The organism is Kitasatospora sp. NPDC088779, from assembly GCF_040685395.1.
Taxonomy (GTDB): Bacteria; Actinomycetota; Actinomycetes; order Streptomycetales; family Streptomycetaceae; genus Kitasatospora.
Genome location: NZ_JBFBHW010000005.1, coordinates 88,160 through 102,028, shown reverse-complemented (window position 1 = coordinate 102,028; position 13,869 = coordinate 88,160). Strand labels below are relative to the sequence as shown.

At 72.0% G+C, this 13,869-nt stretch carries 17 protein-coding genes; 5 read left to right on the top strand and 12 right to left on the bottom strand.

Features of this window, described 5'->3' with window-relative positions:
* Positions 1-52 precede the first annotated feature (52 nt).
* The 5 genes from AB0P03_RS06090 (at position 53) to AB0P03_RS06070 (ending at position 4,038) form a co-directional block, all read left to right on the top strand.
* Positions 53-721: a DedA family protein gene (locus AB0P03_RS06090; RefSeq protein WP_363580503.1), complete on the top strand. Its 669-nt coding sequence runs from the start codon at positions 53-55 to the stop codon at positions 719-721.
* Positions 718-1,389 (top strand): phosphatase PAP2 family protein, encoded by a 672-nt coding sequence (locus tag AB0P03_RS06085; protein WP_363580505.1) that lies wholly within the window; start codon positions 718-720, stop codon positions 1,387-1,389. The genes AB0P03_RS06090 and AB0P03_RS06085 overlap by 4 nt, the downstream gene beginning before the upstream one ends.
* Positions 1,390-1,610: 221 nt before the next feature.
* Complete coding sequence (locus AB0P03_RS06080; protein ID WP_363580507.1) at positions 1,611-2,126, top strand: pyridoxamine 5'-phosphate oxidase family protein; 516 nt, start codon at positions 1,611-1,613, stop codon at positions 2,124-2,126.
* A 104-nt stretch (positions 2,127-2,230) separates the two neighbouring features.
* Entirely contained in the window at positions 2,231-3,352 is a 1,122-nt protein-coding gene (locus AB0P03_RS06075; RefSeq protein ID WP_363580509.1) for a TIGR03364 family FAD-dependent oxidoreductase, read from the top strand.
* 11 nt (positions 3,353-3,363) lie between these two features.
* On the top strand, positions 3,364-4,038 hold the full coding sequence (locus AB0P03_RS06070) for a phosphonatase-like hydrolase (RefSeq protein WP_363627935.1): 675 nt from the start codon (positions 3,364-3,366) through the stop codon (positions 4,036-4,038).
* A gap of 60 nt (positions 4,039-4,098) precedes the next feature.
* On the opposite strand, the gene AB0P03_RS06065 is transcribed toward AB0P03_RS06070, so the two are convergent.
* The 12 genes from AB0P03_RS06065 to AB0P03_RS06010 form a co-directional block, all read right to left on the bottom strand.
* Positions 4,099-4,713, bottom strand: a complete 615-nt coding sequence (locus AB0P03_RS06065) for a hypothetical protein (RefSeq protein ID WP_363627934.1) — start codon at positions 4,711-4,713, stop codon at positions 4,099-4,101.
* A gap of 178 nt (positions 4,714-4,891) precedes the next feature.
* Positions 4,892-5,476 (bottom strand): hypothetical protein, encoded by a 585-nt coding sequence (locus AB0P03_RS06060; protein WP_363627933.1) that lies wholly within the window; start codon positions 5,474-5,476, stop codon positions 4,892-4,894.
* The gene (locus AB0P03_RS06055; protein ID WP_363627932.1) at positions 5,473-6,963 is read right to left on the bottom strand and encodes a hypothetical protein; all 1,491 of its coding nucleotides are present in this window, start codon (positions 6,961-6,963) and stop codon (positions 5,473-5,475) included. Before AB0P03_RS06055 ends, AB0P03_RS06060 begins: the two co-directional genes overlap by 4 nt.
* A gap of 135 nt (positions 6,964-7,098) precedes the next feature.
* A complete protein-coding gene (locus tag AB0P03_RS06050) occupies positions 7,099-7,431 on the bottom strand; it encodes a WXG100 family type VII secretion target (protein WP_363627931.1) in 333 nt (110 codons plus the stop codon).
* Positions 7,432-7,738: 307 nt separating this feature from the next.
* Positions 7,739-8,632 carry a hypothetical protein gene (locus AB0P03_RS06045; protein WP_363618636.1) on the bottom strand — a complete coding sequence of 298 codons (894 nt, stop codon included), beginning with the start codon at positions 8,630-8,632 and terminating at the stop codon, positions 7,739-7,741.
* Entirely contained in the window at positions 8,629-9,300 is a 672-nt protein-coding gene (locus tag AB0P03_RS06040) for a hypothetical protein (RefSeq protein WP_363627930.1), read from the bottom strand. The genes AB0P03_RS06045 and AB0P03_RS06040 overlap by 4 nt, the downstream gene beginning before the upstream one ends.
* Positions 9,293-10,606 carry a putative T7SS-secreted protein gene (locus AB0P03_RS06035; protein ID WP_363627929.1) on the bottom strand — a complete coding sequence of 438 codons (1,314 nt, stop codon included), beginning with the start codon at positions 10,604-10,606 and terminating at the stop codon, positions 9,293-9,295. Before AB0P03_RS06035 ends, AB0P03_RS06040 begins: the two co-directional genes overlap by 8 nt.
* Positions 10,603-10,899 (bottom strand): hypothetical protein, encoded by a 297-nt coding sequence (locus AB0P03_RS06030; protein WP_363580523.1) that lies wholly within the window; start codon positions 10,897-10,899, stop codon positions 10,603-10,605. The genes AB0P03_RS06035 and AB0P03_RS06030 overlap by 4 nt, the downstream gene beginning before the upstream one ends.
* Before the next feature lie 134 nt (positions 10,900-11,033).
* Positions 11,034-11,522, bottom strand: coding sequence for a hypothetical protein (locus tag AB0P03_RS06025; protein ID WP_363580525.1), 489 nt, complete (start codon positions 11,520-11,522; stop codon positions 11,034-11,036).
* Between the two features lie 100 nt (positions 11,523-11,622).
* Positions 11,623-11,943: a multidrug efflux SMR transporter gene (locus tag AB0P03_RS06020; RefSeq protein WP_363627928.1), complete on the bottom strand. Its 321-nt coding sequence runs from the start codon at positions 11,941-11,943 to the stop codon at positions 11,623-11,625.
* A gap of 5 nt (positions 11,944-11,948) precedes the next feature.
* The gene (locus tag AB0P03_RS06015; protein WP_363627927.1) at positions 11,949-12,683 is read right to left on the bottom strand and encodes an HAD family phosphatase; all 735 of its coding nucleotides are present in this window, start codon (positions 12,681-12,683) and stop codon (positions 11,949-11,951) included.
* Positions 12,684-12,738: 55 nt separating this feature from the next.
* Positions 12,739-13,824, bottom strand: coding sequence for an ABC transporter ATP-binding protein (locus AB0P03_RS06010; RefSeq protein WP_363580531.1), 1,086 nt, complete (start codon positions 13,822-13,824; stop codon positions 12,739-12,741).
* Positions 13,825-13,869 lie beyond the last annotated feature (45 nt).

Sequence of the window (13,869 nt, the reverse complement as noted above, 5' to 3'; positions counted from 1 at the left end):
GGGGCGGGTTCCGCTGTGAACCGCCCCCCAACGTACGGGAGGTCCGCCAGCCTTGCTTCAGTTCCTCGCCGATCCGGCCGCTCACCTCGCGGTGAACCCGCTGGACGCGTCCTCGCTGCTCGCCGCCTTCGGCGCACTCGGCATCGCCGTCGTGCTCTTCGCCGAGACCGGCCTGCTGGTGGGCTTCTTCCTGCCCGGAGACTCGCTGCTGTTCACCGCGGGGCTGCTGTGCGTGCCCGGCGCCACCAGGGGCCCGCAGCTGGAGCTCTACCAGGTGCTGCCCGCCGCCCTGGTCGGCGCGCTGGCAGGCGCCCAGGTCGGCTACCTGATCGGCAAGCGCGGCGGCCGCGCGCTGCTGCGCCGCACCGAGCGCAAGAGCCTGCTGGAGGGCGTCGAGCGGGCCGAGGAACTGCTGGGCAAGTACGGCCACGGCAAGGCGATCGTGCTCGCCCGCTTCATCCCGGTGGTCCGAACGGTGCTGAACCCGCTCTGCGGCGTGCTCGAAGTGCCGGCCCGCTCGTTCACGTTCTGGCAGGTGACCGGCGGCGCCGTCTGGACCGTCGGCGTCGTGCTCGCCGGGTACGGGCTCGGATCGTCGATCCCCAGCATCGACAGATATCTGCTCCCGATCATCGGTCTGGTAGTAGTTGTCTCCGTGCTCCCCATTGTTCTCGAACTGTTCCGCGCCCGTAAGGCGCACCGTCACGGAGGTGACAAGTGACGTCCTCCCGGGCTCTCGCCGTCTACGACGGCAGCGGCATCGACGGCAGCCTCTACACCCGGGTGAACGGGTGGGCGCAAGCCGCCCCGCACTGGCTCGACGAGCTGATCAAGGTCTGGTCGGCGCTCGGCCTCGGCCTGTTCGCGGTCTTCATGCTCTACGCCTGGTGGCGGGCGCGCGGCGCCGACTCGGCCGTGATGGCCAAGGTGCTCGCCTCGCCGGTGATCGTCGTCGTCGCGTACGGCGTCAACTCGGTGCTCAAGGGCATGGTCGAAGAAGTCCGGCCGTGCGCCCAGATCCCCGGCAGCGTCTCGCTGGAGACCTGCCCCGGCGCCGGTGACTGGTCCTTCCCCAGCAACCACACCGTGATCGCCTTCGCCGCCGCCACCGCACTCTGGTTCGCCGACCGGCGGCTCGGCTGGATCGCCGGGATCTTCGCGGTGCTGATGGGCGCCTCCCGGGTCTGGGTCGGCGTGCACTACCCGCACGACGTGGCCGTCGGCGCGCTGGTCGGCCTCCTGGTCGCGGTGGTGCTGGCGCCGCTCGCCGGCCGCTGCGGGCCGCTGGTGGACCGGATGCGGACGGGTGCGCTGCGCCCGCTGCTCGGCCCGGGCGCGGTGCCGGTGACGGCCGGCCGCCACGCCACGTACGGGACGCGGCAGCACTGAACGGCGGGTGCCGACGGCACTGTTGGCGGGTGTCGGCGGCACTGGCGGCGAGACCCGACAGCGCTGATTCCGTAGCCTCCCCGTAGCCCGTCCGACCCTTGTCTGGCCGGGGTGGCGGGTAGAGCATGTGAGCCGGGCGTGGGGCCCCTTCGCGGGGAACCCGCCCGGCTCAGTCGTGCCGGGGCGCGGGAGCGCCGGGCGTGCCAGCGGAGGGAGTGCCAATGCCGTACCGACTCGACATCACGCAGGGGGACTGGCCGGGCGAGTCGCCGCACAAGGGCGTCGAGGGCCTGCTCGCCGAGGCCATGGTGCTCACCCTCGCCACCGCCGGCCACGAGCACGGCCCGCACGCCAACCTGGCCTTCTTCGCGTACGACGACGACCTCGTCCTGTACTTCGTCAGCGAGCGCTCCACCCGGCACAGCCGCCACCTCGCCGAGGAGGCCCGGGCCGCCGCCACCGTTTTCCTGCCGCCGCCGGTCTTCGGCGAGCAGCTGCGCGGCCTGCAACTGGCCGGCGGCGCGAGCGAGGCCTGGGGGCGGCAGGCCGAGGCGGCGCTGGCCGCCTACCAGGGGCGGTACCCGTCCTTCGCACAGGACGAGCAGGTGCGGCGGCAGTTCCTCACCGGGGGCGGGGCGGCGGCGCTGTACCGGTTCCAGGTGGAGGAGCTGACGGCGGTGGACGAGCCGAACTTCGGGCGGCGCAACTACCTGCGGGCGCGGGTGCTGCGGCCGTAGGCCCTGTCCGGTCCCCAGGGTTGTCTGTACAACTTTTCGGGTGATTCATCTGCGGGACGCTGCCGGGACGCCCCCAGGACACCTGGGCGCACCAGCCTGGCCGCATGAGAGTCATCGTCGTAGGAGCAGGCGTGCTCGGCACCATGCACGCCTGGCAGGCCGTCGAACGCGGCCACGAGGTCGTCCACCTGGAGCGCGAGACCGAGGCGCGCGGCGCCTCGGTGCGCAACTTCGGCCTGGTCTGGGTCAGCGGCCGCGCGCAGGGCGAGGAACTGGACACCGCGCTGCGCGCCCGCGAACTGTGGGAAGGCATCGGCGCCCGGGTCCCCGACCTCGGCTTCCGCGCCAACGGATCGCTCACCGCGATCCGCACCCAGGCCGAACTCGCCGTCGCCGAACAGGCACTCACCCTGCCCGACGCCGCCGCCCGCGGCTACCGGCTGCTCGACGCCGACCAGACCAGGGCCGCCAACCCCGCCCTGCGCGGCGAACTCCTCGGCGCCCTGTGGTGCGAGCGCGACGCCGCCGTCGAACCCCGCACCGCCCAGCCCGCGCTGCGCGCCGCCCTCCAGGCCACCGGCCGCTACACCTTCCTGCCCGGCCGCGAGGTCCGCGACGTGATCGGCGAGAACGCCGTCCGCGACGACCACGGCGACATCCACACCGGTGACCTCGTCATCCTCTGCACCGGCGCCTGGCTCGGCGGCCTCGTCCGCGAACTCGCCCCCTCGCTGCCCGTACGCAGGGTCCGGCTGCAGATGATGCAGACCGACCCGCTCGGCGAGACCCTCACCACCTCCGTCGCCGACGGCGACAGCTTCCGCTACTACCCGGCCTTCGCCGGCACCGCCCTGGACCGCCTCCGCGACACCCAGCCGCAGCCCGACGTCGCCGCCGAACACAAGATGCAGCTGCTCATGGTCCAGCGGCGCGACGGCGGCCTCACCATCGGCGACACCCACGAGTACGACCAGCCGTTCGGCTTCGACGTCGTCGAGGACCCGTACGACCACCTGGTCGCCGTGGCCGAGGACCTGCTCGGCCGCCCCCTGCCGCGCGTCCGCCGCCGCTGGGCCGGGGTGTACGCGCAGTGCGTCGACACCACCCGGGTCGTCCACCGCGAACGACTCCGCGACGGCGTCTGGCTCGTCACCGGCCCCGGCGGCCGCGGCATGACCTGCTCCCCGGCCATCGCCGAAACCACCGCCGAACTCGCAAACCTGTAAGGGTAGTTGACATGTCCTTTGATATCCGCCTGGTCGTCCTCGACATGGCCGGCACCACCGTGGCCGACGACGGCCTCGTCGAACAGGCCTTCACCGCCGCCGCCCGAACGCTCGGCGTCGAGGCCGGCAGCCCGGGCTTCGGCCCCATGCTGGAACACGTCCGCGCCACCATGGGCGAATCCAAGATCTCCGTCTTCCGGCACCTCTTCGGGGACGAGGACAAGGCCCAGCGGGCCAACACCGCCTTCGAGGCCGCCTACCACGACCTCGTCGACGCCGGGCACTGCGCCGCCCTGCCCGGCGCCGCCGAAGCCATCGCCGAACTGCGCGGTCAGGGCCGGAAGGTCGCCCTCACCACCGGCTTCTCCCGGGCCACCCAGGACCGCATCCTCACCGCCCTCGGCTGGCAGTCCGTCGCCGACCTCACCCTCAGCCCCGCCGAGGCCGGCCGCGGCCGCCCCTACCCGGACCTCGCGCTCACCGCGCTGCTGCGGACCGGAGTCGAGTCGGTGCGGCAGATCGCCGTCGCCGGCGACACCGGCTACGACATGCTGACCGGCGTACGGGCCGGAGCGTCCGTCGTCGCCGGCGTGCTCACCGGTGCCCACGACGAGGCCCGGCTGCGCGCCGACGGAGCGACGCACGTGCTGGGCTCGGTCGCGGAACTGCCCGCTCTGCTGGGCTGATCGATCCTTTTCCCGGAGCAGGAAGTCGGCCCGGCCGACTTCCTGCTCCCCGGGGTCGGATCAGGACACCGGCCCGGCCGCTCCGCCGCCTCGCCGCCGGGCCGACTCGCGGCACAGCCAGGTGACGGCGAGCATCAGGGCGGCCGTCAGCCCGACGGCGAGCCCGAGATCCCGGGGAAGGCTGATGTCCCCCGGGCGCTGCGGGTCGGCGCGGCCGGCCGGATCGAAACGGACCGTCACCCGGTCACCGACCGCGAGCGCGCGCAGCCCCGTCGACAACTCGCCGCCGGGCAACGCGGTGCCGTCCTCGGCCGCGAGGTCGTACATCGAGGACGGGTGCTTCCCGGCGAGGCGGTCCGTCTCCCCGGTGACCCGGGCCGTCACCGTCTCGCCGGACAGCCGCAGGATCACGTCGTCCCGCGCCATGGCCACGGCCCCCGTCGCCACGCCCGCGAGGACGACGGCGAACAGCGCCACCCAACAGCCCACCCACCGCCCCAGCAGCCGCACCAAACCCACCACCCAGGCCACCACCAGCACCAGCCCGAGCAGCGACGCGGCAGCCCCACCGAGGTAGGTGCCCGCGAGCACCAGCCCGAACGTCCCCACGGGGACGCCCAGGATCAGGACAGTGCTCAGCGCGGTGGCCCGGCTGCGGTCCCTGGTCGTACCCATGACTCTCCCCGCGTGCGTCCGATCGGGCTGGAAGAGTACGACGCGTCCCCTCGCCCCCGGACACGGGGGCTGGTCGGGCGGGAGGGGGAACTTCCTCGGCACCGAGGAGGAGGCGGCACGCGTGGGCCTTCGTCAGGCATGGCGCAGGGCCGCGAGCACGCGGAGCCGCTCGTAGTGCTCAGCTGTTGTCCACCGGGTGTCCGGTGCGGGCCGCCAGCGCTCGGAACTCGGCCCAGGACTGCGCATCCAGGTCGTCGAGGATGCCGTCGTCGAGTTCGACGACGGGCTCCGGCGACAGGTGGGCGCGCCAGTTGCCGCGCTTCACCATCAGCATGCCGAAGTCGAGGAAGCCGTTGGCGAACGAGAAACCGGCGCCGCCGCGCTCGTAGACCCGGATCAGTGGCTCGAAGGGATCGGGCAGCGGATGCAGCACCGGCCCGGGGGCGTCACCCAGGGCGGCCCACTGGACGGCGGCCGCCGAGCACTCGATCGCGTGCCACGAACCGGAGGCGTCCTCCACGAAATCCTCGATGTCGGAGACCACCGCCGGGTCGGCCCGCACGGACGGCGCCACAATCGCCGCGAGATCGAAGAAAGGCCATTCTTCGGTTTCCCCGTAGGCATCGAGCCAGAGCGCGGCCCGTCGGAAGTACTCCTTCATGAGCGCCGCGCGAGAAAAGGCCTTCCGTTCCCCCTCCCGATAGGCCGTCCACTGGATGGCTTTGAGGCGGTCGACCATCAACTGAACATTTTCCGTGCTCACTTGAGATCATAACCTTTCTCGCGGAGTTGGGATTTAATGGCATCGACTACGATATCAAGGTTCGAGAGGTCTTCGGCTACAGCCCCGGTGGGCGCCTTGAGCCCGTAGAGCTTCCAGTGGTCGAGTGATCCGTCCGCCGACACTTCTCCCTCGTGATAGCTCCGCGGTGCCAGATTGTGTGCGCCGAAATGCTCGGGGTGGACAATTGGCGCGCCCTCCGAGTTCCATGCGTCCGGATGGCTGGAAAGATAGGGGAGGCCGGCTTCGAGAAGCTTGGCCTCGACATACTCGTGGGCGAGCGTTCCACGCAGCGGTGGAATGCTGCCCGGTTTTATGAAACCGTTGACGGCGGCGTTCCAGGGTGTGGAGACCGCCGGGTCCGGTTCGAAATGGACGTTCTTCAGGACATTGTGTGCGCCCGGTCCCACCGGGACGTCATGCCGGTTGATCATGAGGTTGTCCTTGGCGACCTGGACGATCCGCGGATCGACACCGGTTTCCTTGGCGACCTCGATCACATCGTCCGTCCTGGTGCGGTAGTCCTCGTAGCGCTGCACGGCCCTCTTGTTCGGTGTACCGGTCGGGTCGATCGCGTACGGGGTTCCCGACTCGGAGAGCCAGGGTTCTGGGCGGGCGCCAAGTCCGCCCTCCCAGCCGTTCGCGTCGGCCCCGGTGAAACCGGGGCGGCGCTTCGGGGTGCTGCTCCCGGGAGCCGCCGCGCTGCCGATGGCGCCGAGGATGAGGTCGAGGGGCATGACCGGGCCGGTTTTGAAGGTGGCGTCGTAGCCGTAGGTGAGGCCGGCGCCGGTGAGCATGCGGCCGGGGAGGGTATCGGCGGCGCCCGCGGCCTTGGCGAGGCCGGCGAGGGCGACGGAGGCGTTCTCGGCGCCCTCGGCGGTGTTGGCGACGACGCGGCCGCCGGCGCCGAGGCCGCCTCCGGCGCCGCCCATCACGCCGCCGGTCTCGGCGGAGTCGACGGCCTCCTGGAGGCTGTAGCCGCCGTCGTCGAAGAACTCGACGCGGATCGGCTGGGCGACGGCGAGGTCGACGGTGATGGCCTCGACGGCGCCGAAGACGACGCCGGTGAGGATGGTGGCGGCGATGGTGGCGATGGCTTCGGAGACGGCGACGCCGAGGCTCGCGGCGGTGGCGATGATGCCCGCGGCGGCGGTGCCGGCGGCGGCTTCGGAGATGCCGGCGGTGAAGATGGCGAGGGCGGTGCCGGCGACCAGGGTCGCGCCGACGATCGCGGCCTCCTCCTTCAGCTTCTTGAGCGCCTTGTCGACCTCGTCGGCGAAGGCGCGCAGGGCCTTGGCGAGGTTGCGGCAGGCGGCGGCGACATCGGGGAGCCAGCCCTTGCCCTTGCCTCCGTAGTACTGGCCCCAGAACTTGCCGAAGGCGTCGATGGCGGGGCCGTGGTTGTTGGCGACGATGGCGGCGGCGGCCTGGTGGGTGGGCGCGGTGACGTTGTCGATGGCGGTGGCCATCGTGTCCCAGGCGGCGGCGACCGTGCGGAGCTGGTCCGGGTCGGCGTCGGGCCACCACAGGCCGGTGACCTTGCGGACGATCTTCTCGGCCGCGGACTCACCCACGCGCCGGCTCCCTCCGCGGTGGGCGGCCGATCACGGCGTCAGGTCCTTGCGGACGTGGTTGTCGGCGTCGGTGTGGTTGTCGGCGTGGGCGTTCAGCCCGTCGTGAATGCTGGTGAGGCCTTTGACCAGGGTGTCCAGCGCGGAGAGCACGTGGTCGTGCGGGCCGTTGTAGGCCTGGGCGAACTCCTTGCCCTGCTTGTCGTCGCCCCACGGGCTGCCGGCGTCGGCGAGGCTGTGCCTGAGCGTGTCGAGGGCGTCCTTGAGTGCCCTGCTCTGAGCCTGGAAGGTCGGCGCGGCCGCCTTCAGGTCCCCCGGCCGGATCTTGAACTCCGGGCCGCCGGCTTTCGGTCCATCATCCGCCATGGCGTCATCCCCCGTACTGTCCGTGTGTCATGAGCAGCGAGGAGTGAGATGCCCGTTCGGAGCGACAGGGTTGCCGATACTTCGTGTGACGGGCGTCACGCCGTGGCGGGCTGGTCGGCTCGGCCGCGCGTCACCGGACGGTGATCACGTCGCCGGGCTTGAGCCGGGCGGAACTCTGTTCCAGGCCCCCGCCGGGGACCTCGTCGGCCAACTCGGCCCTGTGTGCCCCGGCCGAACCGGGCGGTCATCGTCCGAATGCCTTCCGTGCCGTCCCGACTCCTTCCGCCGGCGCGTGCCGGGTCGTCGGTCAGAGGAACAGGGCGAGCGCGGTGAAGACGAGACCGACCGCGAGGAGGACCAGGCCCTGGGGTTGCTTCCGGTCCTCGTCGCGAACGAGCGAGCCGAAGGCCGCCAACCCGGCGAGGGGATAGGGGATCGCGACCATCAGGGCCAAGCCGAGACGGTTCTGGACGAGCAGGAAGCACAGGAGCCAGGGCACCGAGACCGCCGTCGCCGCCGCGGTGAGCGGCAGCCCGTCGAGTCGGCGCATGCGCTCGCGCCACGGTCCGGCCGGGCGTGGGTCCCGGGGCGGCTTGCTGCTGTCGTAGGCGAACCACAGCAGGAACAGGGCGATGACCGCGTTGATTCCGATCGCGCTCCACAGGGATGCCGGGGAATCGGCCTCCCCGGGCAGCTTGGGGGCGACCCGGCCGGCCGGGTCCATCCGGACGGTGACGTGGTCGCCGGGGTTGAAGCGCCGACTGTCCGGCTCCAGGGGTCCGCCGGGGACCTTCTCGCCCTGCGTGGAGAGGTCGTACGTCCGCTTCGTGCCGTGGATCGACTTGTCGACGTGCTCGGCGATGACCACCGCCTTGACGTCCCGCCCCGAACCCAGCAGCTGGTTGTGCCAGGCGTCGGCGCCCGCACCGGTGGCGATGAGGACGGCGAAGAAGACGAGGACCAGCCCGGCGCTGACGTCCTTGCCATCGGGGTCGTTCCCCGGTCCTCCGAGCTTCGCCAGTCCGACGCCCGTCGCGACCATGTAGAGCGCACCCAGGCCGAAAGCCAGGAGGGTGCCGACGTACACGAACGCGAGGACGGTGCCGACGGACAGGCAGGTCAGGACGGCGACCAGGACGGCGCCACGGCGGAGCCAGCGCGCCTTGCTTCCCGTCTCCGGGGCGGACTGGGCGAGTGTCACCCGAAGGCCTTTCGGATGGTGTCCCGCCGCTCCGGCGACAGGGCGTTCTGTGCTTCGTCGAGCGGAGGGTAGAAGGAGATCCCACTGATGGCGGCGCCCACCAGGACCGACCACCCGTCCCAGTAGTCCAGGTGCTGGGTGGTGAAGACGACGGCGAGCACGTGAGGGCTCCACGGATGAGGGAACAGGGCTTCCAGCTGGCGGACGGTGACGACGCCCGATCCCGGCAGGCCGTAGACCGCCCCGGACACGGGTACGGCCAGGTCGCGGACGGTCACGGTGGCACGGCCGAGCCGGAAGTCGAGGACGTCGACGTCGGCGTCCGGCCAGGCGGCCGCGAGCTCCTCGGCGACGCGCTGGGGGTAGGTGCCCGGGGCGCCTTGCTCCTGCTCGCGGAGGAACAGGCTGAACATGCCCTGGACGATCGTGCCTTCCTCGGTCTGTACCAGGCAGTTGGAGACGTGGACCGCACCCTCGCGCAGCTGCGCCTGGAGGGCGAGCTCGGCAGAGACAATGATACCGAGCTTCTGTTCCGGACCGGCATCGGTGAGCGCGTCGAGTCCGTCCACGATCCGACTCATGCGGTCGCCCGGATCCTCGGACAGGTCGATGCTCGTGAACCCTTCGGGCAGGGAGAGCCAGAACGACGGGGCGGTCGTGTCAGCCATGGCCGACTCCCCACACACCGGTGACGATCGCACTGCCGCCACCGAGCAGTCCGGCTACGATCCGGCTCTTGCCGCTGCCGCCGATGGCGGATCCGGCACCGTTGAGCGCCGTCCCGCCTCCGGTGGTGTAGTTCACCGCGGCGCTCAGCCCCGGGCTCGGGTTGTCCTGGGTGAGGCCCCAGGCGGTAGGGGCCGTCAGCGCGACGCCACTGGCTGCCTGCACGCCGTCGGAGACGTTCATCGCAGCGGCCTTGGATAGCCCGAGTTTGATGGCGGGCTTCTCGATCGCCGTCGTGAAGATCGGGCTGGCCGGGTCCATTGCCCTGGCGGCGGTGCGGATCTCGGTGGCGCCGGCGCTCACGGCCTTGACCCCGGTGCCGGCCGCGCGGGCACCCCTGAACGCGGTGATTCCGCCTTTGAGGAGGGCTCCTCCGGGGAGCGCCCCGAGGAGATCACCGGCCAGGGTGAGGTCGTTGCCGAGGTTCGCCATGCTGGTCGGCATCAGTCCCTTGATGCCGTACTGCTTCACGTGAGCGCCTGCCGCGGCGGCGCTCAGCAGGAGGGCCGGCAGCGCGAAGGCGGGGAAGAAGATCGCCGCGACGCCGCAGATGCCGGCGGCCACGGTGAGCATGTCGGCGCCGTGGTTCTTGAGCCAGTTGCCGACCTTGCTGAGCCAGCCGGGCTCCGGCGGCGCCTTGCTGTCGGCGGCCTTGCGGATGGCGGCCGCGGTCTTGTGGGCGTCGGACTTGTGGCCCCCGGCGAGTTCGTGGGCCTGCTTCTGGAGCTGGGTGAGGTCGTTGGCGGCGCTGCTGACGAGCGCGGCTGCCGCGTCCAGGTGGTCCTTCGCCTTGGTGTAGCGCTGTTCGGCGGCGGCGAGGCCGGCGTCGTCGGGGAAGGTCTGGCCGGCGAGCTTGAGGTCGGGGGCGGCGGCCGCGGCGGTGTGCGCCTGTTCGGCCTGCTCCTTCTGCTGCTTGGCGGCGACCGCGGAGCGGGCCAACTCGGCGGCCTTGGGCTGGTGTTCGGTCAGCGCCTGGTACCAGACGTCGAGGGCCTGGTAGGCGGCGGTGATCGAGTCGGCGGCGTCCTGGAGGTACGCGGGGAGCTTGCCGAACTGGCCGGCGAAGGCCTTGGCGGCCTCGCCGGTCCACTGGCCCTGGTTGGCGGAGAGCTGCGAGAGCGTGGTGTGGACGTCGGTCAGGTGCTGGCCCACCCGGCGCAGGCTTCCGCTGAGGCCGGTGACGGCGGTGGCGTCGCCGGGGGTCGGGTTGAAGCCGAGGCCGGACCAGTCGGGCGTGGGGTCGGTCATGAGCGCCCCTGGGGGGTGAGGGCCTTGGTGGTGTCCTGTTCGGTGCTGTCGTAGCCCTGCTGCACCTTCTCCAGGCCGTCGTCAAGGATCTTGACGCATTCCCGGACCTTCTTCAGCCCGTACTCCCACGTGCCCTGGAAGTGTCCGCAGGCCTCGTCGAGGAAGTCGTAGCCCAGTCCGCTGCGACTCGCTTCCTTGAGCGCCTTGAGTCCCTGGTCGAGTTCGTCGCCGCAGCCTTTGAGGTCCTTGGCCAGCTTGGCGAGGAACTCGGTGCTGACCGTGAAGTCGGCCACTGCTCCCCCGATGTGTCGATGGCGTGACCGGCCGAGCATAGCCGCAGTCGGTGCGCGGGCGATCTGTTGTGACGGGTGCTTCACGGTGCGATGACGGGACCTTGACGATGCGCCGGCGCGCGGCGGCGTCGGGGTCAGCGGCGCCAGAAGCCGCGCTTCTTCGGGGTGACGAGCTTCGCCACCGCGGCGACGAACAGTTCGGCGACGGGGGAGGGGCCCTCGCCGTGGTTGAGGTGGCCTTCGGACGACCACTCGCCGAGGACGGTGCCGGGGCTGCTGTCGAAGGGGTTGAGCGCGTGCTCCAGGGTCACGTAGCGGACGGTCTTGGTGCCCTGGGGGTGGACGGCGGCGACGAAGTGGGCCTCGGTGGCGCTGGTCGGGGTGGGGAGGGTGACGAGCAGCAGGGGGTGGCCGTCGGCCCGCAGGTGCTGGCAGTCCAGACCGTGGCTGGGCAGCCGGTCCTCGGGCGGGAGGGTCTGGCCGAGGTTGTCCCAGATGCCGGTGAGGACGGGCAGGAGGCTGCCGCCGGCGTCCGGGACGGTCAGCCGGGGGCCGAATTCGAGGACCTGGCGGGCGAGCTCGCGGTGGACGAAGCGGTAGTGGTGGGGTCGTGGGTCGCTCATGGGGCCCACGGTAGCGAACCACTCGGAGCGGGCGGTCGGCACATCCGACTTCCCGCTCCGAAAGGGTAGTTGACCAGCGCCGCGGGCGGGGGGCGGCCCGTCAGTGACTGTTCTTGAGGTTGAGCACGACCACTCCGACGATCACCAGGGCGATCCCCAGCCACTGGAGGCGTCCCAGCGATTCGCCGAAGGCGACCACGCCTATTCCGGCGACCGCCGCCGTCCCGGCCCCGGACCAGACGGCGTAGGCGACCGAGACCGGGATGTGCTTGAGCGCGCGCCCGAGCAGCACGAAGGACAGCACGTAGCCGACCGCCACCCCCATGCTCGGCCAGAGGCGGGTGAACCCCTCGGTGAGCTTGAGGCAGCTGGTCGCGCAGACCTCGCTCAGGATGGCGAGGGAGAGCAGGAGATAGGGCATGCCGGTCAAACGGCCCGGGCGGCGCCGAGCTTCCCCAGCAGGGCGAGGTCGGCCTGTTCCAGGCTGGCGAGCAGGGTGATCCGGCCGCCGTCGGGCATCGGCGTCGCGGTGGACGGCACGGCGAGCACGGCGCAGCCGGCCGCGGCGGCGGAGGCGACTCCGGTCGGGGTGTCCTCGACGGCGACGCAGGTGGCCGGGTCCAGGCCGAGCCGTTCGGCGGCGGCGAGGTACGGGTCCGGTGCGGGCTTGGTGCGCGGGGTGTCCTCGGCGGCCAGGGTGACGGCGAACCAGTCCCGGCCGATGGCGGCGAGGACCAGGTCGACGACCTGGCGCGGGGAGGCGGAGACCAGCGCGGTGGGCACCCGCGCGTCCCGCAGGGAGGCCAGCAGGGCGAGCGCGCCGGGGCGCGGGACGGTCTCGGCGGCGACCTTGGCGGCGAAGGACTCGCCGAGCCGGGCGGCGAGTTCGGCCTCGGTGAGGGTGGTGCCGCTGACCCTGTGCAGGTGGGCGGCGGTGTGCTCGACGGCCTGGCCGAGCACTTCGGGGGCGTCCTGGTCGGTGAGCGCGTGGTGGAGCTCGTCGGCGAGTTCGGCGGCGGCCTGCCACCAGAGCTGCTCGGTGTCGACCAGGGTGCCGTCCATGTCGAACAGGACGGCGGCGGGGCGGGGAGCTTCGGTCGTCGAGGGGCCGGGCGTCGGGGCGCCGGGCGTCGGGGAGGAGGGCGTCAGGGCTTCAGGCATGGCGGTACCTTCGGTGGTTCATCAGATGGTGCTACGCAGATGGGGTTCGAGGCTCTCAGACGGTGCGGCGGTCCACCAGCACCGGACGCTCCGGCAGCAGGAGCTCGGCGCGCGAGCCGGCCGGCAGCGCGGCGGCGGCCTCGGTCGGCAGGTCGGCCTTGACCTCGGTGCCGTCGTCGAGGCGGACGGTGAGCCGGGTGACGGCGCCCAGGAAGGACGCGGTGATCACCAGGGCCGGGCCGGCCTCGGACGGGGTCAGGGTGACGTTCTCCGGGCGGACCAGCACCTGGAGTTCGCCGTCGGCGGGCAGGTCGCCGTCCACCGCGTGCCGGCGGCCGAGCACCTCGACGCCGTCGGACGTGCGGGTGCACGGGATGCGGCTCATGGTGCCGACGAACTCGGCGACGAACGCGGTGGCCGGGCGGCCGTACAGCTCGGACGGGGTGGCGCACTGCTCCAGCCGGCCCGCGCGCAGCACCGCGACCCGGTCGGCCATCGACAGCGCCTCCTCCTGGTCGTGGGTGACGAACAGGGTGGTGATCCCCAGTTCCTGCTGGAGCCGGCGGATCTCCTCGCGCAGCTGGAGGCGGACCTTGGCGTCCAGCGCGGACAGCGGCTCGTCGAGCAGCAGCACGCGCGGCTGCAGGGCGAGCGCCCGGGCGAGCGCGATGCGCTGCTGCTGGCCGCCGGACATCTGGTGCGGGTAGTGCTCGGCGCGGTGCGGCAGCCCGACCAGCTCCAGCAGCTCCTGGGCGCGCTTGCGGCGCTCGGCCTTGCCGGCGCCGCGCATCCGCAGCCCGAAGGCGACGTTGTCCAGCGCGGTCAGGTGCGGGAAGAGGCTGTACGACTGGAACACCATGCCCGCGTCGCGCTTGTGGGCGGGGATCGCGGTGATGTCCTGCCCGTCGACCAGGACCTCGCCGGAGTCGTGCTGCTCGAAGCCGGCCAGGATGCGCAGCGCGGTGGTCTTGCCGCAGCCGGACGGGCCGAGCAGGGCGAGCAGTTCGCCCGGGTGGACGGTCAGGTCCAGGCCGTCGAGGGCGGTGGTGGCGCCGAACGAGCGGCGCAGCGAGCGGAACTCGACGGTGGCGCCGCCGGGGGCGAGCGCGACACCGGTGACGGGGGCGGAAACCGTGGTCATGGCTGGTAACTCCTGGAAAGCGTGGGGTGGTTCAGGACCGTGCGG